Below are 17,084 nucleotides of genomic sequence, written 5' to 3' on the forward strand. Positions count from 1 at the left end.
GTATACAAGTAATCGATTAGCTATAAAAAGACACAAATTACAATGACTAATACCCATGCCACATTAAGCCAGCAAGCCTATAACCGTATGTTATCGATGTTTACCTCCGGTGATTTACCTGGTGGCACCGCCTTATCTGAAAATAATTTAGCAAAGCTTTTGGGCATGAGCAGAACCCCAGTTAGGGAAGCCATTCGCCAAATGCAACAAGATGGCATCATTGAATTTACGCCGCGTTTTGGCGCCACCTTAAAAAAGCCGTCGGCTGATGAATTGGCCAATATGTATGGTGTTCGTAGTGCACTGGAAAGCTTTGCCGCAGAAAGTGCAGCGCAGTCGATCACGCCGCGAGCGTTGCAGCAATTACGTCACTTATTACTGATTATGCAAGACATCACCGATGAATTTGCTAAGCAAAGTGATGCGTTTATAGAAGGTGATGAGCTCGACGCATTTTTAACCGCCGATTATGAGTTTCATCAATTGATTGTTAAAGCGACAAACAATAGTTACTTGCAAAAAGTTCTCGATGACACCCATATTTTGGTCAAGGTCTTTACCGCCACCTGTTATCAATACGATTTACCACGATTAGAACAAGCCAATGCGTTTCACTGGCGTTTGTATGATGCATTACGTGTGAAGGATGGCGAAGCCGCGAAACAAGCCACCATTGAAGCGATGAACGTTGCCAAATTCAATGCACTACAAATCAGTAACAGACAAACAAAATAGTAATAACGAGAATTTGGAGTGAATATGTATACACATCTGGTTTTATGGAAATTAAAGGACGCCGCAGATGGCATGAATAAGCAAGATCTAGCCAGCGTGGTAAAGCAAAAACTGGACAGCTTACCGGCACAGATCAGTGAAATTGTGCAATACGATGTAGGTATCAACATTGGTAATTATGGTACGCAGTTTTTTGATCTTGGCCTGATCTCTACCTTTGCTAACGAAGATGATTTTAAGCGTTATTGCGTCAATCCAAAGCATGATGACGTAGTTGCCTACATTCAATCGGTCACCGTTGACGAGCAAATCGTCGACTTTTAAAACGCTTATTAAAACACCAAGTATAAAAACTAAAAATATAATAATAACAACAGGATAAACCTTATGATTGAAATAATGTTGCCACTGCTACTGGTCTTATTGGCCAGTGTCTTTCAAGGTACTTTTGGCCTTGGTATGAAGTACACCAAGCCATTAGCTTGGGAAGCATGGTGGTTAATTCATGTCACCATCGCGATGATTGTATTCCCAGGTATTTGGGCTGTTATGGTGGTCCCAGACTTAGTTACGGTTATTACAAATTCACCAGCCCAAGCAATTCAAGAAGGCGCGCTTTATGGCTTTTTATGGGGCATAGGTGGCATCATGTTTGGTGTCTGTGTGACCTACATTGGTGTTGCCCTAACCATGGGTATTGTTATGGGATTGGCTGCATTGATGGGCTCGTTAATTCCATTAGTGCAAATCGATAACTTTTCTGCCAACCCTGCGATCCCATTCATTATCGCCGGTATGGTGATCATGCTTGTTGCCGTTGCCATTGTTGCAAAAGCAGGCATTAATCGCGATAAAGTATTAGCCGAATCAGGGCAAGAAATTGCCGGTATTGCGACGGGCTCTGCATTCAAAAAAGGCCTATCTATCGCCATCGCCTGCGGTATTTTATCGTCATTACTAAACGTTGGCTTCTCAGCAACCGAAGCCATAGGTAGCAGCGCCGAAGAAGCAGGTGCCTTAACCCGTAATACTGCATTAGCGCGCTGGGTTGTTGTGCTACTCGGTGCGTACGCGATGAACGCCGGTTACGCGTTATTCTTATTGTTTAAAAACAATTCTTGGTCATCATTTTCAACACAAAATGCCGCTAAAGCCTACAAATGGGCGATTATTGCCGGATTACTTTGGTTTGCTGCCTTAGGTGTTTATGGTCAAGGTGCTGCTTTAATGGGTGATATTGGCCCAGTCATTGGCTGGCCTATGCTGCTCGGTTTAGCGTTAATCATTTCAACCGTGATTGGTATTTATACCGGTGAATGGCAAGGTGCTCCTGGCCCATTTAAAACCATGGTCACCGGTATCGTGGTGTTAATCAGCGCGATTTGTTTGCTGGGTTATTCTAACTCAATCGAGCAGCAACCTGTGAACACGGTCGATATATATCAACCTGAAATCAACGCTGATCTATACAACGAGTAAGCCGTTATGAAGATTGCCGCAATACGCAGCTATCATCTGCGCTGTTCATTGCAAAAGCCGTTTGGCTTTTCGCAATGGACCTATGATCAACGCAATGTTTTGGTCATTGAAGTGATCACTGACACCGGTTTGTCCGGTTGGGGCGAATGTTATGGTCCAGCCGATGTCACCCAAGCCGCGGTGGAACACTTTTATGCGCCCAGAATCATCGGCATGCATGCACTGTCAAGCGAGGTAATTTGGCAGCATATGTGGCGCAGCAGTTTAGATTTTGCTCGCGGCGGCATCATGATGGGCGCTATGTCTGGTCTTGATATGGCACTTTGGGATCTCAAAGGCAAAGCACTGAATTTAAGTGTAAGTGAGCTTATGGGAGGTCGCCAGCGACAGCAAATTGACTGCTATGCCACCGGTATGTATTTTCAAGATATGAACGAGCAGCAGTTATTGTCAACATTGGTTGCAGAAGCTCAAGCATATGCCTGTGAAGGTTTCAAAGCGATGAAGATTAAAATCGGCAAAAACCTAAACTTCGATAAGCAACTCATAAAAGCGATGCGAGAAGCGCTGCCGAATACCACGCTGATGGCCGACTCTAATCACGCCTATGACTTGCCAGAAGCGATCAGTATTGGCCGCGTGCTAGATGAGTGTCAGTATCATTGGTTTGAAGAACCGCTTTCACCTGAGCACTTACGCCAGTTTCATAGCTTGCACAACAAATTGGATTTGGCCATTGCCACTGGCGAATGTGAACAAACCCGATTTGGCTTTGACAAATTATTGACCAGCGGCGGAGTCAATATTATTCAACCGGATCTGGCCTACTGTGGTGGCCCAAGTGAAGCGTTAAAAATACGCGCCATCGCGTCGGCGAACGGCGTTAATTGTATTCCTCATGTCTGGGGCACGCAGTTGAATCTAGCCGCGGCGGTGCATTTTCTTGCCACCGCTTATGTTGAACCGGGCCGAGCCGAGTCACAATCTTTGCTGCTTGAGTACGATCGTACCGAAAACCCATTAAGAGACGAGCTTTACAGCACCAGCATCGACATTAAACACGGTGTGGCGACTGTGCCTGACGCTGCCGGTCTTGGCGTGCAAATTGATCCTCACACATTAGAACAATTTACTATCAAACGGTCTGAAACATTATGAATAAACACCAATTTCCAATGTTGATAAACGGCGAGTTGATCAACACTGAAGACAGTATTGCTGTCATTAATCCAGCGACAGAAGACATCATTGGCCATGCACCGCAATTACAAGCATTGCACATTGAACAGGCGTTAGATGGAGCCGAACAAGCATTTACCCTGTGGTCAGCAATGACCTTAAACCAACGCAGTGCATTGATTTTGCGTTACGCTGAGCTATTAGAAAACCAACGTAGTGAAATCATTGATTTGTTGATCGCAGAAACCGGCAAACCTGCTGATAATGCCGAGTACGATTTTGAGACGCTAATCACTTGTTTACGCTTTTTTATTGAAGAAGCAAAGCGCATCGATCAACCGGTTATCGTTGACGGTAATGGTCGATTTCTTAACTACGTAATGCGCCAACCACTTGGTGTGGTTGTCGGCTATTTGGCGTGGAATTTCCCTTTGCTAAACCTTGGTTACAAACTTGGCCCTGTATTGGCATCGGGTTGTACGGCGATCATCAAACCCGCGCATTTAACACCACTAGCAACATTAAAATGTGCTGAAATTGCCATGCTAGCAGGTATTCCAAAAGGGGTGATCAATGTCATAACCGGCGATGATTACGCATTAACGGACACCTTACTTGAATCGGATAAAGTCAGCTTGTTTACCATGATTGGCTCAACCAAAGCGGGGGTTGATACCATGCGAACCTCCTGCACCAACATCAAACACTTTTCTGTTGAGCTCGGCGGAAACTCCCCTGTTGTGATTTACCCTGATGCAGATTTAGACAAAGCCGCAGAAGATGTGGTTAATCTCAAGTTTGCCAATACTGGCCAGGTTTGCGTCTCGCCAAATCGCTGTTTTGTGCATGAAAGTGTGTATCCGCAGTTTATTACCAAAGCCAAAGCCCATGTTCAAGGTATTGAGTTTGGCAGTGGCCGCACCGAAGGTCGGTTAATGGGGCCATTGTTAACCGCCGAAGCAAGAGAGCGAGTGATAACATCAATAAATGCTGCCGTCGATATGGGCGCAGAATTAGTGAGTGGCGGTCAGATCCCACAACAGCCGAACAAAGGCTATTACTTGCAACCCACTATATTGGCCAATGTGAGCACAAATATGCCGCTCGCCGGTGAGGAAATTTTTGGTCCGGTGTTGCCAATCATCAAATACAGCGATGACGACGATATTATTGCCATGGCCAACGACAGTGATTATGGCTTAGCGGCTTATGTCTATACCCAAGACATTCAGAAAGGTTTACAGGCTGCCAGCCAAATACAAGCCGGTAGCGTGTGTATTAATGAGGTGCATTATGATGTGTCACTGCCCCATGGTGGCTTAAAGCAAAGTGGTGTCGGCAAAGACTGCTCGCAATACAGCTTGCAAGAATACCTAACCTTAAAACGTGTTTCGGTTCTGGTGAACCCTTAACAACCAACACTAATTTGGGAGCTCACTCCGTGACCACAATCAAACAACATATTCAGCACCTTGGCAAAGTGTTCATTAGCATCATCATGCTATGCCTATGTGGCCAAGCCGCAGCACAAGTACAACACCAAAACACCATGTCATTAGACGGTGTGTGGCAAATTTACTTTGATAAAGACAATCAAGGTAAAGCGAAAAAGCTTTATCAAAGTGCCAACTTTCTCGCACTCGATGATGTGCGTGATATCAACGTCCCCAGTGTTTGGGAGCGTATCGAAAAAGACTACGAAGGCGCGGCGATTTATCATAAACGATTTGATGCACCAAAAGCGTGGCAAGAACAAATCATTCACTTGGCATTTGATGCCGTTAATTATCGCGCCGAAGTGTACCTAAACGACCACGTCGTTGGTGTGCATGAAGGTGGCTTCACGCCATTTAGTTTCCGCATTGATTCACTGTTGCATTTTGACCAAGAAAACGTCATTACCGTGCGTGTACTTGGGCCAATATTACTCGATACCGATAAAGTGATTGATGGCATGGGCGCAATGGAAACGCCACAATGGCGCGGTGGTATTACCGGCGGTATTTGGCAGTCAGTGCGTTTAGTGGCCAGTGATGGTTCGTATATTAGCGATGTATTTGTACAACCTGATCTTGGTAAAGAATCGGCAAACATTACCGTTAGCACCACCAACTTTGATGTTTATGATAGCGACGACAGTATTCGATTTGAGATCCGCGATAAGCAAACCGACAGCCTAGTTGCTAGTAAGCAAATCAGCGCCAAACTACAACCAGGTAAGAGCGAATGGCAAACCAATATCGACATTGCTAATGCCAAAGCGTGGTCACCTGATGCGCCAAATCTATACCAGCTGACGACACAGATTATCCGCGACGACAAGATCAGTGACAGCGTTACTGAAAACTTTGGTTTACGTCAATTTACCGTCAAGGACAAACGCTTTTATCTCAATGATGAAGAAGTGTATGTCAAAGCGGTATTTCTTGAAGGCGTATACCCAGTTGGTGTCGCCACTCCGGTAGATATGGATATGGCACGCAAAGAAATCCGTTTAGCTAAAGAAGCCGGCTTTAACATGATCCGCCCATGGCGTCGGCCGCCACCGCCGCAATGGCTCGACTTAGCCGATGAGATGGGGGTGATGGTAATTGGTTCGCCAGTACTTGAGTGTATGGATTTACCGGTTAATACACCGGATTTACCAAACCGAGTCATTAATGAAATAGCAAAAACCATAAAACGTGATCGCAACCGAGCCAGTATCGTTATGTGGGAATTGTTTAACGAGATCCGTCGCCCAGTGTTAAAACAAATGATGCAAGAAACATCAATGATGGCACGCGATCTTGACCCAAGTCGATTGATTCTTGATGAATCTGGCGGTTGGGCATTTGGCGCCAAAGTGTTTTTACCAAACGAGCGCAATTTTATTAGCTTTAACGATGTACATACCTACCCAGGTCCTAATATGACCAATACTTGGTACGACAAATTTGCGGGCTTAAGTTACAACAAAAAAGAACGTAAGCAAATGGGTATCAATGTGAATCCGATTGGCGATCACGTTAAACCGGGGGCAACCACTTTTGTCTCTGAGCTAGGTTATGGCAGCTACGTTGATTTTGATAAAGTGAATCAACGCTTTGAGGACGTGGGCAACCCTATCGTGCCACCGACACGCTATCATCAACAACTGGGCAGCCAGTTGACAGAGGTATTGCAAAACAAGCTGTCGCATATTTACAGCAGCCCGCAAGACTTTTACATGGAGCAGCAGCTGATTCATGGTAAAGCCAATGCCCGCATGATCGAAGCAACTCGTATTAACCCACGTGTCACTGGTTATTGTGTGCATGCGCTAACCGGTGGTGATTGGATTATGGGCGCAGGCTTGCTCGATTTATGGCGCGATCCAAAGCCGCAAGTGTATAAGTTAACGCAAGCCGCGAATCAAAAGCAGATTGTCTCGATACGTACCTTTCCTAGAAACGTCTACCAAGGCAACGACATGCGCTTTACCATCAAGGGCGTCAATGAATTGGCAACTCAACAAGCCAAACTTGCAGTGGAAATTCGCGATCAACAAAATCAAGTTGTCTATCAACACAGCGAAAACGTCACCTACCGCAAAGACGTCAGTGACTTATTTGAGTACCAGCTAAACAGCAAAGAATTAACTGGGCGCTACACCATAGTCGCCAAAATGCTGACCAAAGACGGCAAGCTTATCACCGAAAATCAGTTTGATTTTGATGTGTTTACGCCGCAAAACTACCCGGTAAGCGGCGACTATGCCTTCATTGATCATACCGGCAACCTTAAAGCGTTTTTTAATGACAATAACATTAATGCGACGCCATTTAATGCCGACACTTCGATTGATACACCGGTTGTCGTCGCAATGCACATTACTGGCAAAGACAGCCAAATAAAGGTTAATCCACAACTTAATGCGTTTGCTAATCAAGGCGGCACGGTGTTGTATTTGCAGTTTCCATACAATAAACCGAAATGGAACGCTGGTGTGTTAAGCAAAGGCAAAAGCTTGAACTTACCGGTTGAGATTGCAATGAAAGCCTCAACGGGCCTGTGGGGTGGTATGTCACACATTGTTGAAGATCACCCAATGTTCGAAGGCCTGCCAGTTAAACAAGCCATGCATGGCGTCTACGAGCATGTCCGAGCGAAGATGTCTATGGTCGACTTAGAACAAAAAGCCTTAGTGACGGTTGTCGCCAATGATAACTTCCCCGACATGACCTTGATGAATCGCCATTACAAAGGCACAGGCGATGTTTGGCTAGGTTCAGATGTATCTGAAATCACCTTAGGCCAAGGAAAAATTATCTTGTCAACACTGCAAACCGTACCCAACCTAGGTAAAGACCCGGTGGCCGATATTATTGTCAGAAACATGCTGGCTTATATCGGTAAGTAACAAGATAAGACAACGTCTTTTGTCGCAAACCAAAACACTGCCATAACTCTAAACAAAAGGTCATGGCAGTGTTTTTTTTGGCTGAATATACAGAGAGGTTAGTTATTGATGAGCTCCAATTACATAACATCTGGAGACTCAAAAGCGGATAATGAGAAGTTCACCGGATTATAAAACTCTAGCTTACTGAAGTTCTATTTTAGTCATTATAACGTCGCCATAAGCGGCAAGTTAATGGTTGGCAAAAATTATGGAGCAATGTGGATACGAGTTAACTATTACGAATCCGAATTACACGCCTTGTTGTGTTTTGATATATATTTCAACAAACTACCAAACAGTAGCGGGCAAAGCAATAAGAGTACGGGTTGTGCAAAAAGCTTATAGTACGACCAAAAAACCTCATTAAAACTGTAATGGATTACGATACTCAAAACCGCGAAAGCAAGGAAAAAAACGATAGTTATTAAGTTAAGGGAACGCCAATAATGTTTAGTGTATTGCAATTTCTTACCCCAAAAAACATAAGCTAGGCCATTCCTCTCAAATAATGAAGCCACTGAAAATATCAATGATGTTAAACACCAGAAAATTGCAGGGTGATAATTGGGGTTAACTATCAGCTCCAAAACACTCAGATGTCGGTACAAAAACGAAGTCAAACCTATTACAAGGACTACCCCTAGTAGTGACCGCCAGTATATAGACCACATTGATTATTTCTCCGTTACTCGGCTGTACAACTCTAAAAACATAACGCCAAGCTAACGAGCTGATAATGTGTGGCTAAAATGTGTAGCGACGCGAATCCGAGCCAAACTTTAGCAGCCCCGTTTCTTAATGCGCTGGTTAGGTGATTTTAGCAATTTTATCTAGTGTTTTTTGAGCAGCTGCTATTACTTGCTTCCATTGAGTATTATTTAATAGCTCTTCAATAGGCTGCTCTTCACTGCCTAAATTCTCGTCAAAAACTTTAGTAAACTCGCAAAGGAAACACTTTTCAGTGGTATTAAAGCTTTCAGAAATTAAACCTGTTCCTTGTGGTAAAGAGTCCATAACTAAATCATCAAACCACCAACAAATAAACTCATTTTTATAATCGATGTATTCAACTTTCGATGCAAATTTTCTCTGTCTTTCAGGAGACGATAAAAAGCTCAAAATATCTAAACACGAATTTCTGAATTCTAGAGCCGTACTGTCCATAGTTACTTAATTGTGTAATGAAGTGGATAAATGCACGACATACGGAATTATTCCACTTTTCCATTTCGTCCCAATCTATGAAACAGTTTGAGCGCGTATGCTAACAAATAGCCAGTCTCCTTACCCATTTGTTATTAACTTGATTGGTTGATATGCGCGTTATTGCTTAGCACGCATATCCATAATAGGTACAGTACCGTCGCTCATCATGGTTACTGGCAGTTTGCCGTCCCACTGTTGTGCTTGGGTTAACTCGATGATCAATGGGTTGTCTTTAAGTGCTTTAGATTTGGCTTCAATCGCTTGGGCTTCTGCTTCACCTTTTAAGATAATGGCTTGGGCTTCGGCTTCGGCAACTTTAATAATACCTTGAGCTTTTGCGTCGGCGGTATTTACTTCACGCAGCGCTTCTAGACGTTGACGCTCAAGTTTGTGCTCTTCGGCAGCAGCTAAGTTCTTTTCAGTTTGCTTTACTTCAATCGAGTTAATGTATTTTTGTGGCAATACAATGTTCTCGATTTGAATGTTATCAACAACTACTGGAAAGCCTTCCATTTCAGCCGCTAAGCGGTGTTCAATGCCTTGAATCGCTGATGCCCTGTCTTGAATCAATTGCTCAGCTTCAAACTGTGGAATGGTGTCTTTGGTGGCGCTACGAAAACGCGGGTCTAGAATACGTTGTTCAAACTGGGTTAAGCCGCCATAACGTTTGAACAAATCTAGCGCGGCTTCTTTGTTAACCGTCCAGTTAACCGACACTTCAACGGTGACCGGCATTTGCTCTTTGGTGCTCGACGCCATTTTTTCGGCATTTTTGCGCGTGCGAACTTCAATGTGTTCTACGGTTTCAATGAAAGGAATTTTAAAGTGCAAACCAGGATTTTCTTGATGCTTGGCTTCACCAAAACGTTTAACAACACCGACATGGCCTTCCAAGACAATAAAGTACGAGCTAAATACCAAGATTGCCGCAATAACCAATGGTAGCCATTTGAATACTTTACCTAAGGTAAATTGTGGTTTGCCGATCATACAAAATCCTTTTTCTTTATTATTTTTAGAGCGGTTATTTAACGACTTTATTAACGATTATTCAACAACTATTTCCCGTTTTCAGAGAAAAACACTTGCTGTTTATGACATACCAAGGCGCTTGATAAAATGCATCAACAAACCGAACCACAATAAAAAGAACACGCTACCGCCTGAGCCGCCTGAATCTTTTTGCGCTGGAACTTGAGACTGGCTTTGCTGTTGGTAGGTTACGCTGAACTGCACCTCGGCATTGTAATTACCCGCCACATCGTAGACGCTATCTGCGGGTAGCGTAACGCTTACCTCACCATAATCACTAGCAACCAAATCAAAGCGCCAAAGCAAGTCTGACTCTTGAAAAAGATTATTGATGCTAGCGTTAACTGACTGCAAATCACTGCCATCAAAGCCGGCAATGGCTTCATCAAATTCAATGGCCATGGCAATATCGGCATCGTATAGGGTGTGCTCAACTGGCCCAGAAAAGCTAGCAACAGGTGCCTTAGTGTCGCTATCGTCAGCTATTTGCTGATAAATGATAGAGAATTCAGCACCTTGATTACCGATATCTTGGTTATCCGTTACCGAGTCAGCTAATAGACTAATGCTAACCAAGCCATATTGCAGCGGTGATATTTCAAGCTGCCAGGTCATCTCATCAAGCTTGCTTAACTGAGTTAATGTGGCATTGCTGCCAACGAAATCTGTTAGCTCAAGGCCAGTGACCTTAGTATCAAAGGTAACGGTCAACAAAATTCGCGTTTGAAATGTTTGCTCCGCTAAAATTGATGATATAACCGCGCTTGGGTGGGTGGTTTTAAACGGTGAAATGGCACCAATGTGTTGGTTACCATCAAGCACATTACCGAGGATATCGGTTTCGACATTAAAGCCATCAACCAAGCCAATAGGGTCGTCCGCAATAGCCTCTATGTCAACGCCTTTGTTGGCAATAAGCTCGCTGTTCGTTGGCACGTAATCAAGGGCACTATTGCCGCCTTTGTTGCTAAAGCTTGGCTCACCAATAATAGCGTCGCTGCTTTGTGCTAACAAGGTATCAGGCCAGTTGTCCGTCGACAAAAACAGATTATTAGTAACCTTAATATCTTGGGTTGGGTTTTCACCATCGACTAAGTTATAGATGTTCTGGTCTATGTGCCGGCTGGCCCCTTCAATATAAAAAATATTATTGGCAACCACTAAGCCATCGGTTTCATTATGCACCGCAAATTGAGCTAATATCTCAGGTTTGGTATAGATGGTGTTGTTGTAGAGGTAGTTATTTTTCGGCGCAACTTGCGGATTGTTTTTACCAACATAACCGCTTAGCCATAAGATCTTACCGTCATGACTGGCACCATCAACACCTTTTTTACGGTAACCGTCATTGATACTGACGTTATAGCGGTAACTGTTATTCTCATTATTGCCTAAGATCTCAATAAACCCACCGGCATTATTTTTACTCAGGTTGTGTTGTACAATCACGTTACTGCAATTGAAATCGATATGAAAACCCGCCGAATCGGCAGGCCCTTGTGCGTCGGTAAACTCATTGAATTCAATCAATAGGTTTTTAGAGCCCCAAGGCCACATGCCGCTGCCGCGATTCCATTTTCGACTGTCGCTACCACTACCTGTGCGATGCACCTTATTGTGACCAACATAACCACTGTTGGTGCCGCCAAATTGAATGCCTGGGCCACCAATGTCATGTATGTAGTTGTCGGTCAAAGACACCTGATACACATTACCCCAGCGGCGTTGCTCGATGTCGCGATTAGAGTTTGAGGTGATCTTAAAAGCGGTATGCGCTACATCTGCAATTTCAGAATTACTCAAACTGATATTGGTAAGTTTGGTGGTGCCATTATTGTTGTTAAACAATCGCACGCCCCAACCATAGTTTTGCGTACCATTCGGGGTATTATTGTCATTACCGCGATCAAAGCCAAACTCTTCATGATATATGTCGTGAATAAACAGGTTGTCCATCGAAATGTAGCCGTATGGGTTGACGGCATTGTGGTGGTTAACATCAATTAACACCCCTAAGCGCATCCACTGACCCAGTCGATTTTTATGTTGCGCACCGGCATTGGCGATAATTTCAATATTACTGATATTAATATGACGTACGTTTAGCATGCTAATACCAGCTAAATACCCTGCCGCATCAATTTTTGCACGGTCGGTTTGCTCACCACCGTAACTGCTCACTACAATAGGTTGCTCTGCGGTGCCATCCTCCCAGCGCAACTCTAAGCTGCCCATGTGAGTTTCATTGGCGGCCAGATATATTGCGTCACCCGCTTCAAGCGTAATGCTGTTCACTCTTGTCAGCGATTGCAACGGGGTTTGCTCACTCAGGCCATCATTGTTATCACTGCCATCTGGGTGAACGTAGTAGTCAGTGGCTAAGGCTGATGCTGCCAACACGCTTGTCAATAACGCTAACGAGCAAAGGAGTCGAGATATGTGCATATTAATGCCTTTTTATTAGTAATATAAATCATATTATTTTTAATGCAGTCAAATAACAAGCACAGACATAAAAAAAGCCACTTAAAAAGTGGCTTTAATGGCAAGACTGCGCGGTTATTTTTTCTTTTTCTTGTTCTTGTGGGCTTTAAACTCTTCAAAAGAAATTAGACCATCTTTATCAGTATCAATTTTCTTAAAGCCATTTTTATTAAACTTTTTGCGCTTTTCTTCTGACAGGTCTTTTTTATCCATCCACCCTTTGGTGAAGGCTGTATACTCTGCCATGTTTAGACCACCATTTTTATCGCCATCAAGCTTGTTGAAATACGTCTGATTCGCGAAACTCAGTGTGCTCACAGAGCACAAAGCAATTAATGCCATCAATTTTATTTTCATCAAAGGTCTCCTATTATTATTGATAGCCGTTTGCGACTATATCTTTGATTCGTTTGTCCATTGCCAATATTTTATCTTGATGCTGTGCAGCGATATTATTCTGCTCTGACAGGTCTTTGCTGAGATCAAATAACTGCGCCTCCGCCATAAAACCACCCTCAATGTCTTTGCGCACTAAGAACTCGGTATTGGAGGTATCTGTGGTCGGCACGATGTATTTCCATTGTTCGCTACGAAAGCCAAATGAGCCAACCGACTCTTCAATAAGCTCGGTTCGACCTGACTCGGCTTCGCCCAACAGCACATCTAAGGTGTTGAGGCTGTCCATCGCTTCGCCTTCACTAAGCTCAACATCAACCAGTGCAGCCAATGAGGCGTACATATCAATCTGTGATACTAATGCGTCACTGACACTAGCAGCTACTTTGCCCGGCCAGTAAACGATTGTTGGTACCCGAGTACCGGCTTCATAGGCGCTGTATTTTCCGCCTCTAAACGGGCCAGAGGGTTTATGTTCACCCAATAATTCCACCGCTTGATCTTGATAACCATCGTTAAGAACGGGGCCATTATCTGAGGTAAAAATCACCAGTGTGTTATCGGCGATACCTAGTTTTTCTAGCTCGTCGACAACACGACCGGTCATCCAGTCCATTTGTACAATGGCATCACCACGAGGCCCCATGTCACTGACTCCTTGAAACCTTGGGTGTGGCAAGCGCGGTACATGAATGTCATGGTATGAATGAAATAAGAAAAACGGTTTATCTTTATTGGCACGGATAAATTCAATCGACTTGCCGGTAAACACGTCAGGGAATTCTTCATCGACCCACAGCGCAGACTCACCACCCCCCATGGTACCAATGCGGCTAACACCATTAATGATGGTTTCGCTGTGTTGCGTATCCGCTACCACCCTCGCCAATTCAGGGCGCTCTAATCTGGTTGGTCTGTTGCCAACTTTTTGTGAATAACTGACTTCAATTGGATCACTAACATCAAGGTTAACAACTTTATGGTTTTCTAAATAAACGGTTGGTACGCGATCCCCTGTTGCGGGTAATAAGTAGCTGTAATCAAAACCAATTTCTAATGGACCCGGTTTAACATCTTGGTTCCAGTCAACATCACCATCGCCTAAACCAAGGTGCCATTTGCCAACGACCCCTGTGGCATAACCAGCTTTTTTCAGCATAGAGGCTAGGGTCGGTTTACCCGGACGAATAATCGCTGGCGCATCACCAGGTAAAATTTCGGCTTGGCTTCTAAAACCATGCTCACCGGTAAGCAATGAATAACGCGACGGTGTACATGTTGCTGCAGAACTATGGGCGTCAGTAAAACGCACTCCATTAGCAGCCAATTCATCTAACGCAGGGGTTTGCACACCTATCGCACCATAACTGCCAATATCGCCATAACCCAAATCATCAATGTAAAAAATCACGATGTTTGGTGTACTCGATTGGTTGGCAACCTTGGCGGTTTGTTGCGGTGCTTGTACCGCAGACTCACCACAGCCGGCAAGCATGCTCGCGACAATGATGGCCAAACTTGTTAGGGTTTTATTCATGGTTTATGCCCTTATTCAGATTCTTATTGCTTTGGTTTTGCTTATGTTCGGTCTGCGACTTGTCCGACTGTGCATTTTGGCTCTTAAAGTCCCATGAGCCTAAGCGTGGAAAAGCAGGCTCTTGCAGCTGCTCATTCCATTGTTGATATGCGTCTTGCAGTACATCAAAGTCGTCGCTGTTGTTGCCTTGAATATTGTCGCTTTCGCCGATATCCGTGCTCAAATCAAACAACATTTTTTGCTGCTTGTGTTTAATCATTTTGGCGTTGGCGGTACGTGAAGCTTCCATACCACGGGTATAACCTCGCCAAAACAAAACGTCGTGAGGCGCGTTGTTGTTTTCACCGCGCAAGTATGGGATCAAATTAACACCGTCTAATGGTTTATTGGCGCTCATGTCGATGTTCGATTCAGCAACAATGGTGGCTAAAATATCAAGTGAACTGACCGGCTGGTTATAATCAATACCGGCAGGAATTTTCGCTGGCCAGCGCACCGCAAACGGCACCCGTACACCACCTTCAAACATATCGCCTTTACCACCGCGTAGCTCACCATTATTGGAGGCATTCTTAGTTAATGGACCGCCGTTATCAGACAGAAAAAATACCATGGTGTTTTCGTCAATACCCGTTTCTTGCAAGGTATCCAATACACGACCAACACCGTCATCAACGGCGCTTATCATCGCCGCATAGGTACGACGTCGTTCGTCTTTGATATGGGCATAACGCTTTAAGTATTTCTCGGTTGCTTGCAATGGCGCATGTGGCGCATTGTATGAAAGGTATAAGAAAAACGGTTGGTCTTTTTTGCGTTGAATAAAATCGACCGCATCATTTGATAATTCATCGGTTAAATAGTCGGTGATTTCAACGCGCTCTTTATTGCGCAATAGTTTGGTTGAATACCACTGCCACTTTTTAGTGACCTCAGATAAGTCTTCAATATTTAATTCTTCAGGAAAATAACGATGACCGCCAGATAAGAAACCAAAGAAGTGTTCAAACCCTCTATTATTCGGCTGCAAATCAGGGTGCGTCCCCATATGCCACTTACCGATAATGGCACTGGCATAACCGGCAGGTTGTAACACTTCCGCTATGTTTTTCTCGGACAAAGGGATGCCGGCATTATTCACCGTTGGATCTATGGTCGGGTTGCCAACAAAGCCAAATCGGTCTTGATATCTGCCCGTTAACAAGCCGGCTCGACTTGGCCCACAAACCGGGTAAGTAACGTAGCCATTCGTTATACGAGCACCTTGTTTGGCAATTTTATCGATATTGGGTGTGAAGATTTCTGTCGAGCCATTAAAACCAACATCGGCATAACCCTGATCATCGGTTAATATCACGATTAAATTAGGTGGTTGTTGGGCATTAATTGGATAAGCTGCGACGAGAACCAGAGCAGTAATAATCGAGTTAATGATGACACGGATTTTAAACATAATTATTATTCTTATTTGTATGGACTAAAGCTGGCAAATGCAGCAAAACAGCGGCTATCAATCAGCGGCTTTGATCTGTTTAATAATCTGTTGATACCCAGCTAAATTGACCTCTTCAACTTCATGTTTAATAACGTCAACATCATGGTGTTTAAGGGCTAACTCGAAACGAAAGACTAAATCGGTCGCGCCGATCAAATGTACGCAGGCAATGTTTTCCATATTCCATGCCGATGAGGTCACCGCGCCACGAACATCAGCACCAACCAAAATACCAGAGAGGTAAGAACACGAGTCTTCGGGGTTAAGCTGTCCAAATAGTTGCCTAGTTCGCACACTAAACACACCATGACTAAAGAAACCTGTTTGACGGGACGCCAACTCTATACCTTGCATAAAACTTGGTTCACTTAAGGTATTATTGACGGTTTGAATTAAGACACTGTTCGAGCTGAGTAATTCATAAAGCTCACCGGTCATAGAGGTTTTAAATACTTCAATCTGACCATTGTTTACTAACACCCATTTGGTGTGTGTGCCAGGTAAACACAACAAGTGCTGTCCTTGTTGGCGCTCAGGTTTTTGCGCTAACCAGCCCATCACTTGCAACTCTTCACCGCGCATCACGTCAGGGGTATCATTGTCGAGCATGCAAGACATGCCCGGGACAATATAAACCGGCATGTCGTTAACGCTAAACTGATATAAATGATCCGCCAACTGATTGGTTTTTGCAGGGCAACGCACATACGGCGCTTCATGCCAGCCTATATTGGCACCAATTTGTCCCGACAGTAAAATAGGCATTTCGCCATATTGCAAAATCCAGTTTGCACTAACACTTTCCAGCTCTTGCTGAAACTGGCCATTAACTTTGGTGACACCTAAACCAAAACCCACATCGATAGGCACTAGCTTGTCATCTGTGTCGATCTGACACAAATGTGCACGGAGTTTACTGCTCCCCCAGTCTGCAACAATGACAAAGCCCGAATCCATCTAACTTCCTAATTTATTGAAAATATTTGCTTGTTATATTGTAATAATAGCCAGCTTATACTGAGTTAGCTTATGATCACTGAATAACAGATTAACCCAAATAAATTAACCTTTATTGTAATATATATAATATTTTAATAGGATTTGGAAGTTATTTTTTG

At 43.9% G+C, this 17,084-nt stretch carries 14 protein-coding genes; 6 read left to right on the plus strand and 8 right to left on the minus strand.

Annotated features, from left to right (window positions below; genetic code table 11):
• Positions 1–42: 42 nt before the first annotated feature.
• The 6 genes from E2K93_RS07370 to E2K93_RS07395 all read left to right on the plus strand — a co-directional run bounded on the left by E2K93_RS07370 (position 43) and on the right by E2K93_RS07395 (position 7,774).
• Positions 43–735: a GntR family transcriptional regulator gene (locus tag E2K93_RS07370; protein WP_135438478.1), complete on the plus strand. Its 693-nt coding sequence runs from the start codon at positions 43–45 to the stop codon at positions 733–735.
• A 24-nt stretch (positions 736–759) separates the two neighbouring features.
• On the plus strand, positions 760–1,059 hold the full coding sequence (locus E2K93_RS07375) for a Dabb family protein (RefSeq protein WP_135438479.1): 300 nt from the start codon (positions 760–762) through the stop codon (positions 1,057–1,059).
• Positions 1,060–1,122: 63 nt separating this feature from the next.
• Positions 1,123–2,214, plus strand: coding sequence for an L-rhamnose/proton symporter RhaT (locus E2K93_RS07380; protein ID WP_228445543.1), 1,092 nt, complete (start codon positions 1,123–1,125; stop codon positions 2,212–2,214).
• Positions 2,215–2,220: 6 nt separating this feature from the next.
• Positions 2,221–3,372, plus strand: coding sequence for a mandelate racemase/muconate lactonizing enzyme family protein (locus tag E2K93_RS07385; RefSeq protein WP_135438480.1), 1,152 nt, complete (start codon positions 2,221–2,223; stop codon positions 3,370–3,372).
• On the plus strand, positions 3,369–4,805 hold the full coding sequence (locus E2K93_RS07390; RefSeq protein ID WP_135438481.1) for an aldehyde dehydrogenase family protein: 1,437 nt from the start codon (positions 3,369–3,371) through the stop codon (positions 4,803–4,805). The genes E2K93_RS07385 and E2K93_RS07390 overlap by 4 nt, the downstream gene beginning before the upstream one ends.
• 29 nt (positions 4,806–4,834) lie before the next feature.
• On the plus strand, positions 4,835–7,774 hold the full coding sequence (locus E2K93_RS07395) for a glycoside hydrolase family 2 protein (protein ID WP_135438482.1): 2,940 nt from the start codon (positions 4,835–4,837) through the stop codon (positions 7,772–7,774).
• 278 nt (positions 7,775–8,052) lie between these two features.
• Here E2K93_RS07395 and E2K93_RS17880 read toward each other — a convergent pair whose 3' ends face one another.
• The 8 genes from E2K93_RS17880 to E2K93_RS07435 form a co-directional block, all read right to left on the minus strand.
• On the minus strand, positions 8,053–8,487 hold the full coding sequence (locus tag E2K93_RS17880) for a septation protein IspZ (RefSeq protein WP_135438483.1): 435 nt from the start codon (positions 8,485–8,487) through the stop codon (positions 8,053–8,055).
• Between the two features lie 136 nt (positions 8,488–8,623).
• The gene (locus tag E2K93_RS07405; RefSeq protein ID WP_135438484.1) at positions 8,624–8,980 is read right to left on the minus strand and encodes a hypothetical protein; all 357 of its coding nucleotides are present in this window, start codon (positions 8,978–8,980) and stop codon (positions 8,624–8,626) included.
• Between the two features lie 159 nt (positions 8,981–9,139).
• Positions 9,140–10,012, minus strand: coding sequence for a prohibitin family protein (locus tag E2K93_RS07410; RefSeq protein WP_135438485.1), 873 nt, complete (start codon positions 10,010–10,012; stop codon positions 9,140–9,142).
• 102 nt (positions 10,013–10,114) lie between these two features.
• A complete protein-coding gene (locus E2K93_RS07415) occupies positions 10,115–12,499 on the minus strand; it encodes an Ig-like domain-containing protein (protein WP_135438486.1) in 2,385 nt (794 codons plus the stop codon).
• A gap of 114 nt (positions 12,500–12,613) precedes the next feature.
• Complete coding sequence (locus tag E2K93_RS07420) at positions 12,614–12,895, minus strand: EF-hand domain-containing protein (RefSeq protein ID WP_135438487.1); 282 nt, start codon at positions 12,893–12,895, stop codon at positions 12,614–12,616.
• 16 nt (positions 12,896–12,911) lie between these two features.
• The gene (locus E2K93_RS07425) at positions 12,912–14,471 is read right to left on the minus strand and encodes a sulfatase family protein (protein ID WP_135438488.1); all 1,560 of its coding nucleotides are present in this window, start codon (positions 14,469–14,471) and stop codon (positions 12,912–12,914) included.
• Positions 14,464–15,924, minus strand: coding sequence for a sulfatase-like hydrolase/transferase (locus E2K93_RS07430; RefSeq protein ID WP_135438489.1), 1,461 nt, complete (start codon positions 15,922–15,924; stop codon positions 14,464–14,466). The genes E2K93_RS07425 and E2K93_RS07430 overlap by 8 nt, the downstream gene beginning before the upstream one ends.
• A gap of 57 nt (positions 15,925–15,981) precedes the next feature.
• Positions 15,982–16,923 (minus strand): 2-dehydro-3-deoxygalactonokinase, encoded by a 942-nt coding sequence (locus E2K93_RS07435; protein ID WP_135438490.1) that lies wholly within the window; start codon positions 16,921–16,923, stop codon positions 15,982–15,984.
• Between the last annotated feature and the right edge of the window lie 161 nt (positions 16,924–17,084).

The organism is Thalassotalea sp. HSM 43 (assembly GCF_004752005.1).
In the GTDB taxonomy this organism is placed as follows: domain Bacteria; phylum Pseudomonadota; class Gammaproteobacteria; order Enterobacterales; family Alteromonadaceae; genus Thalassotalea_A.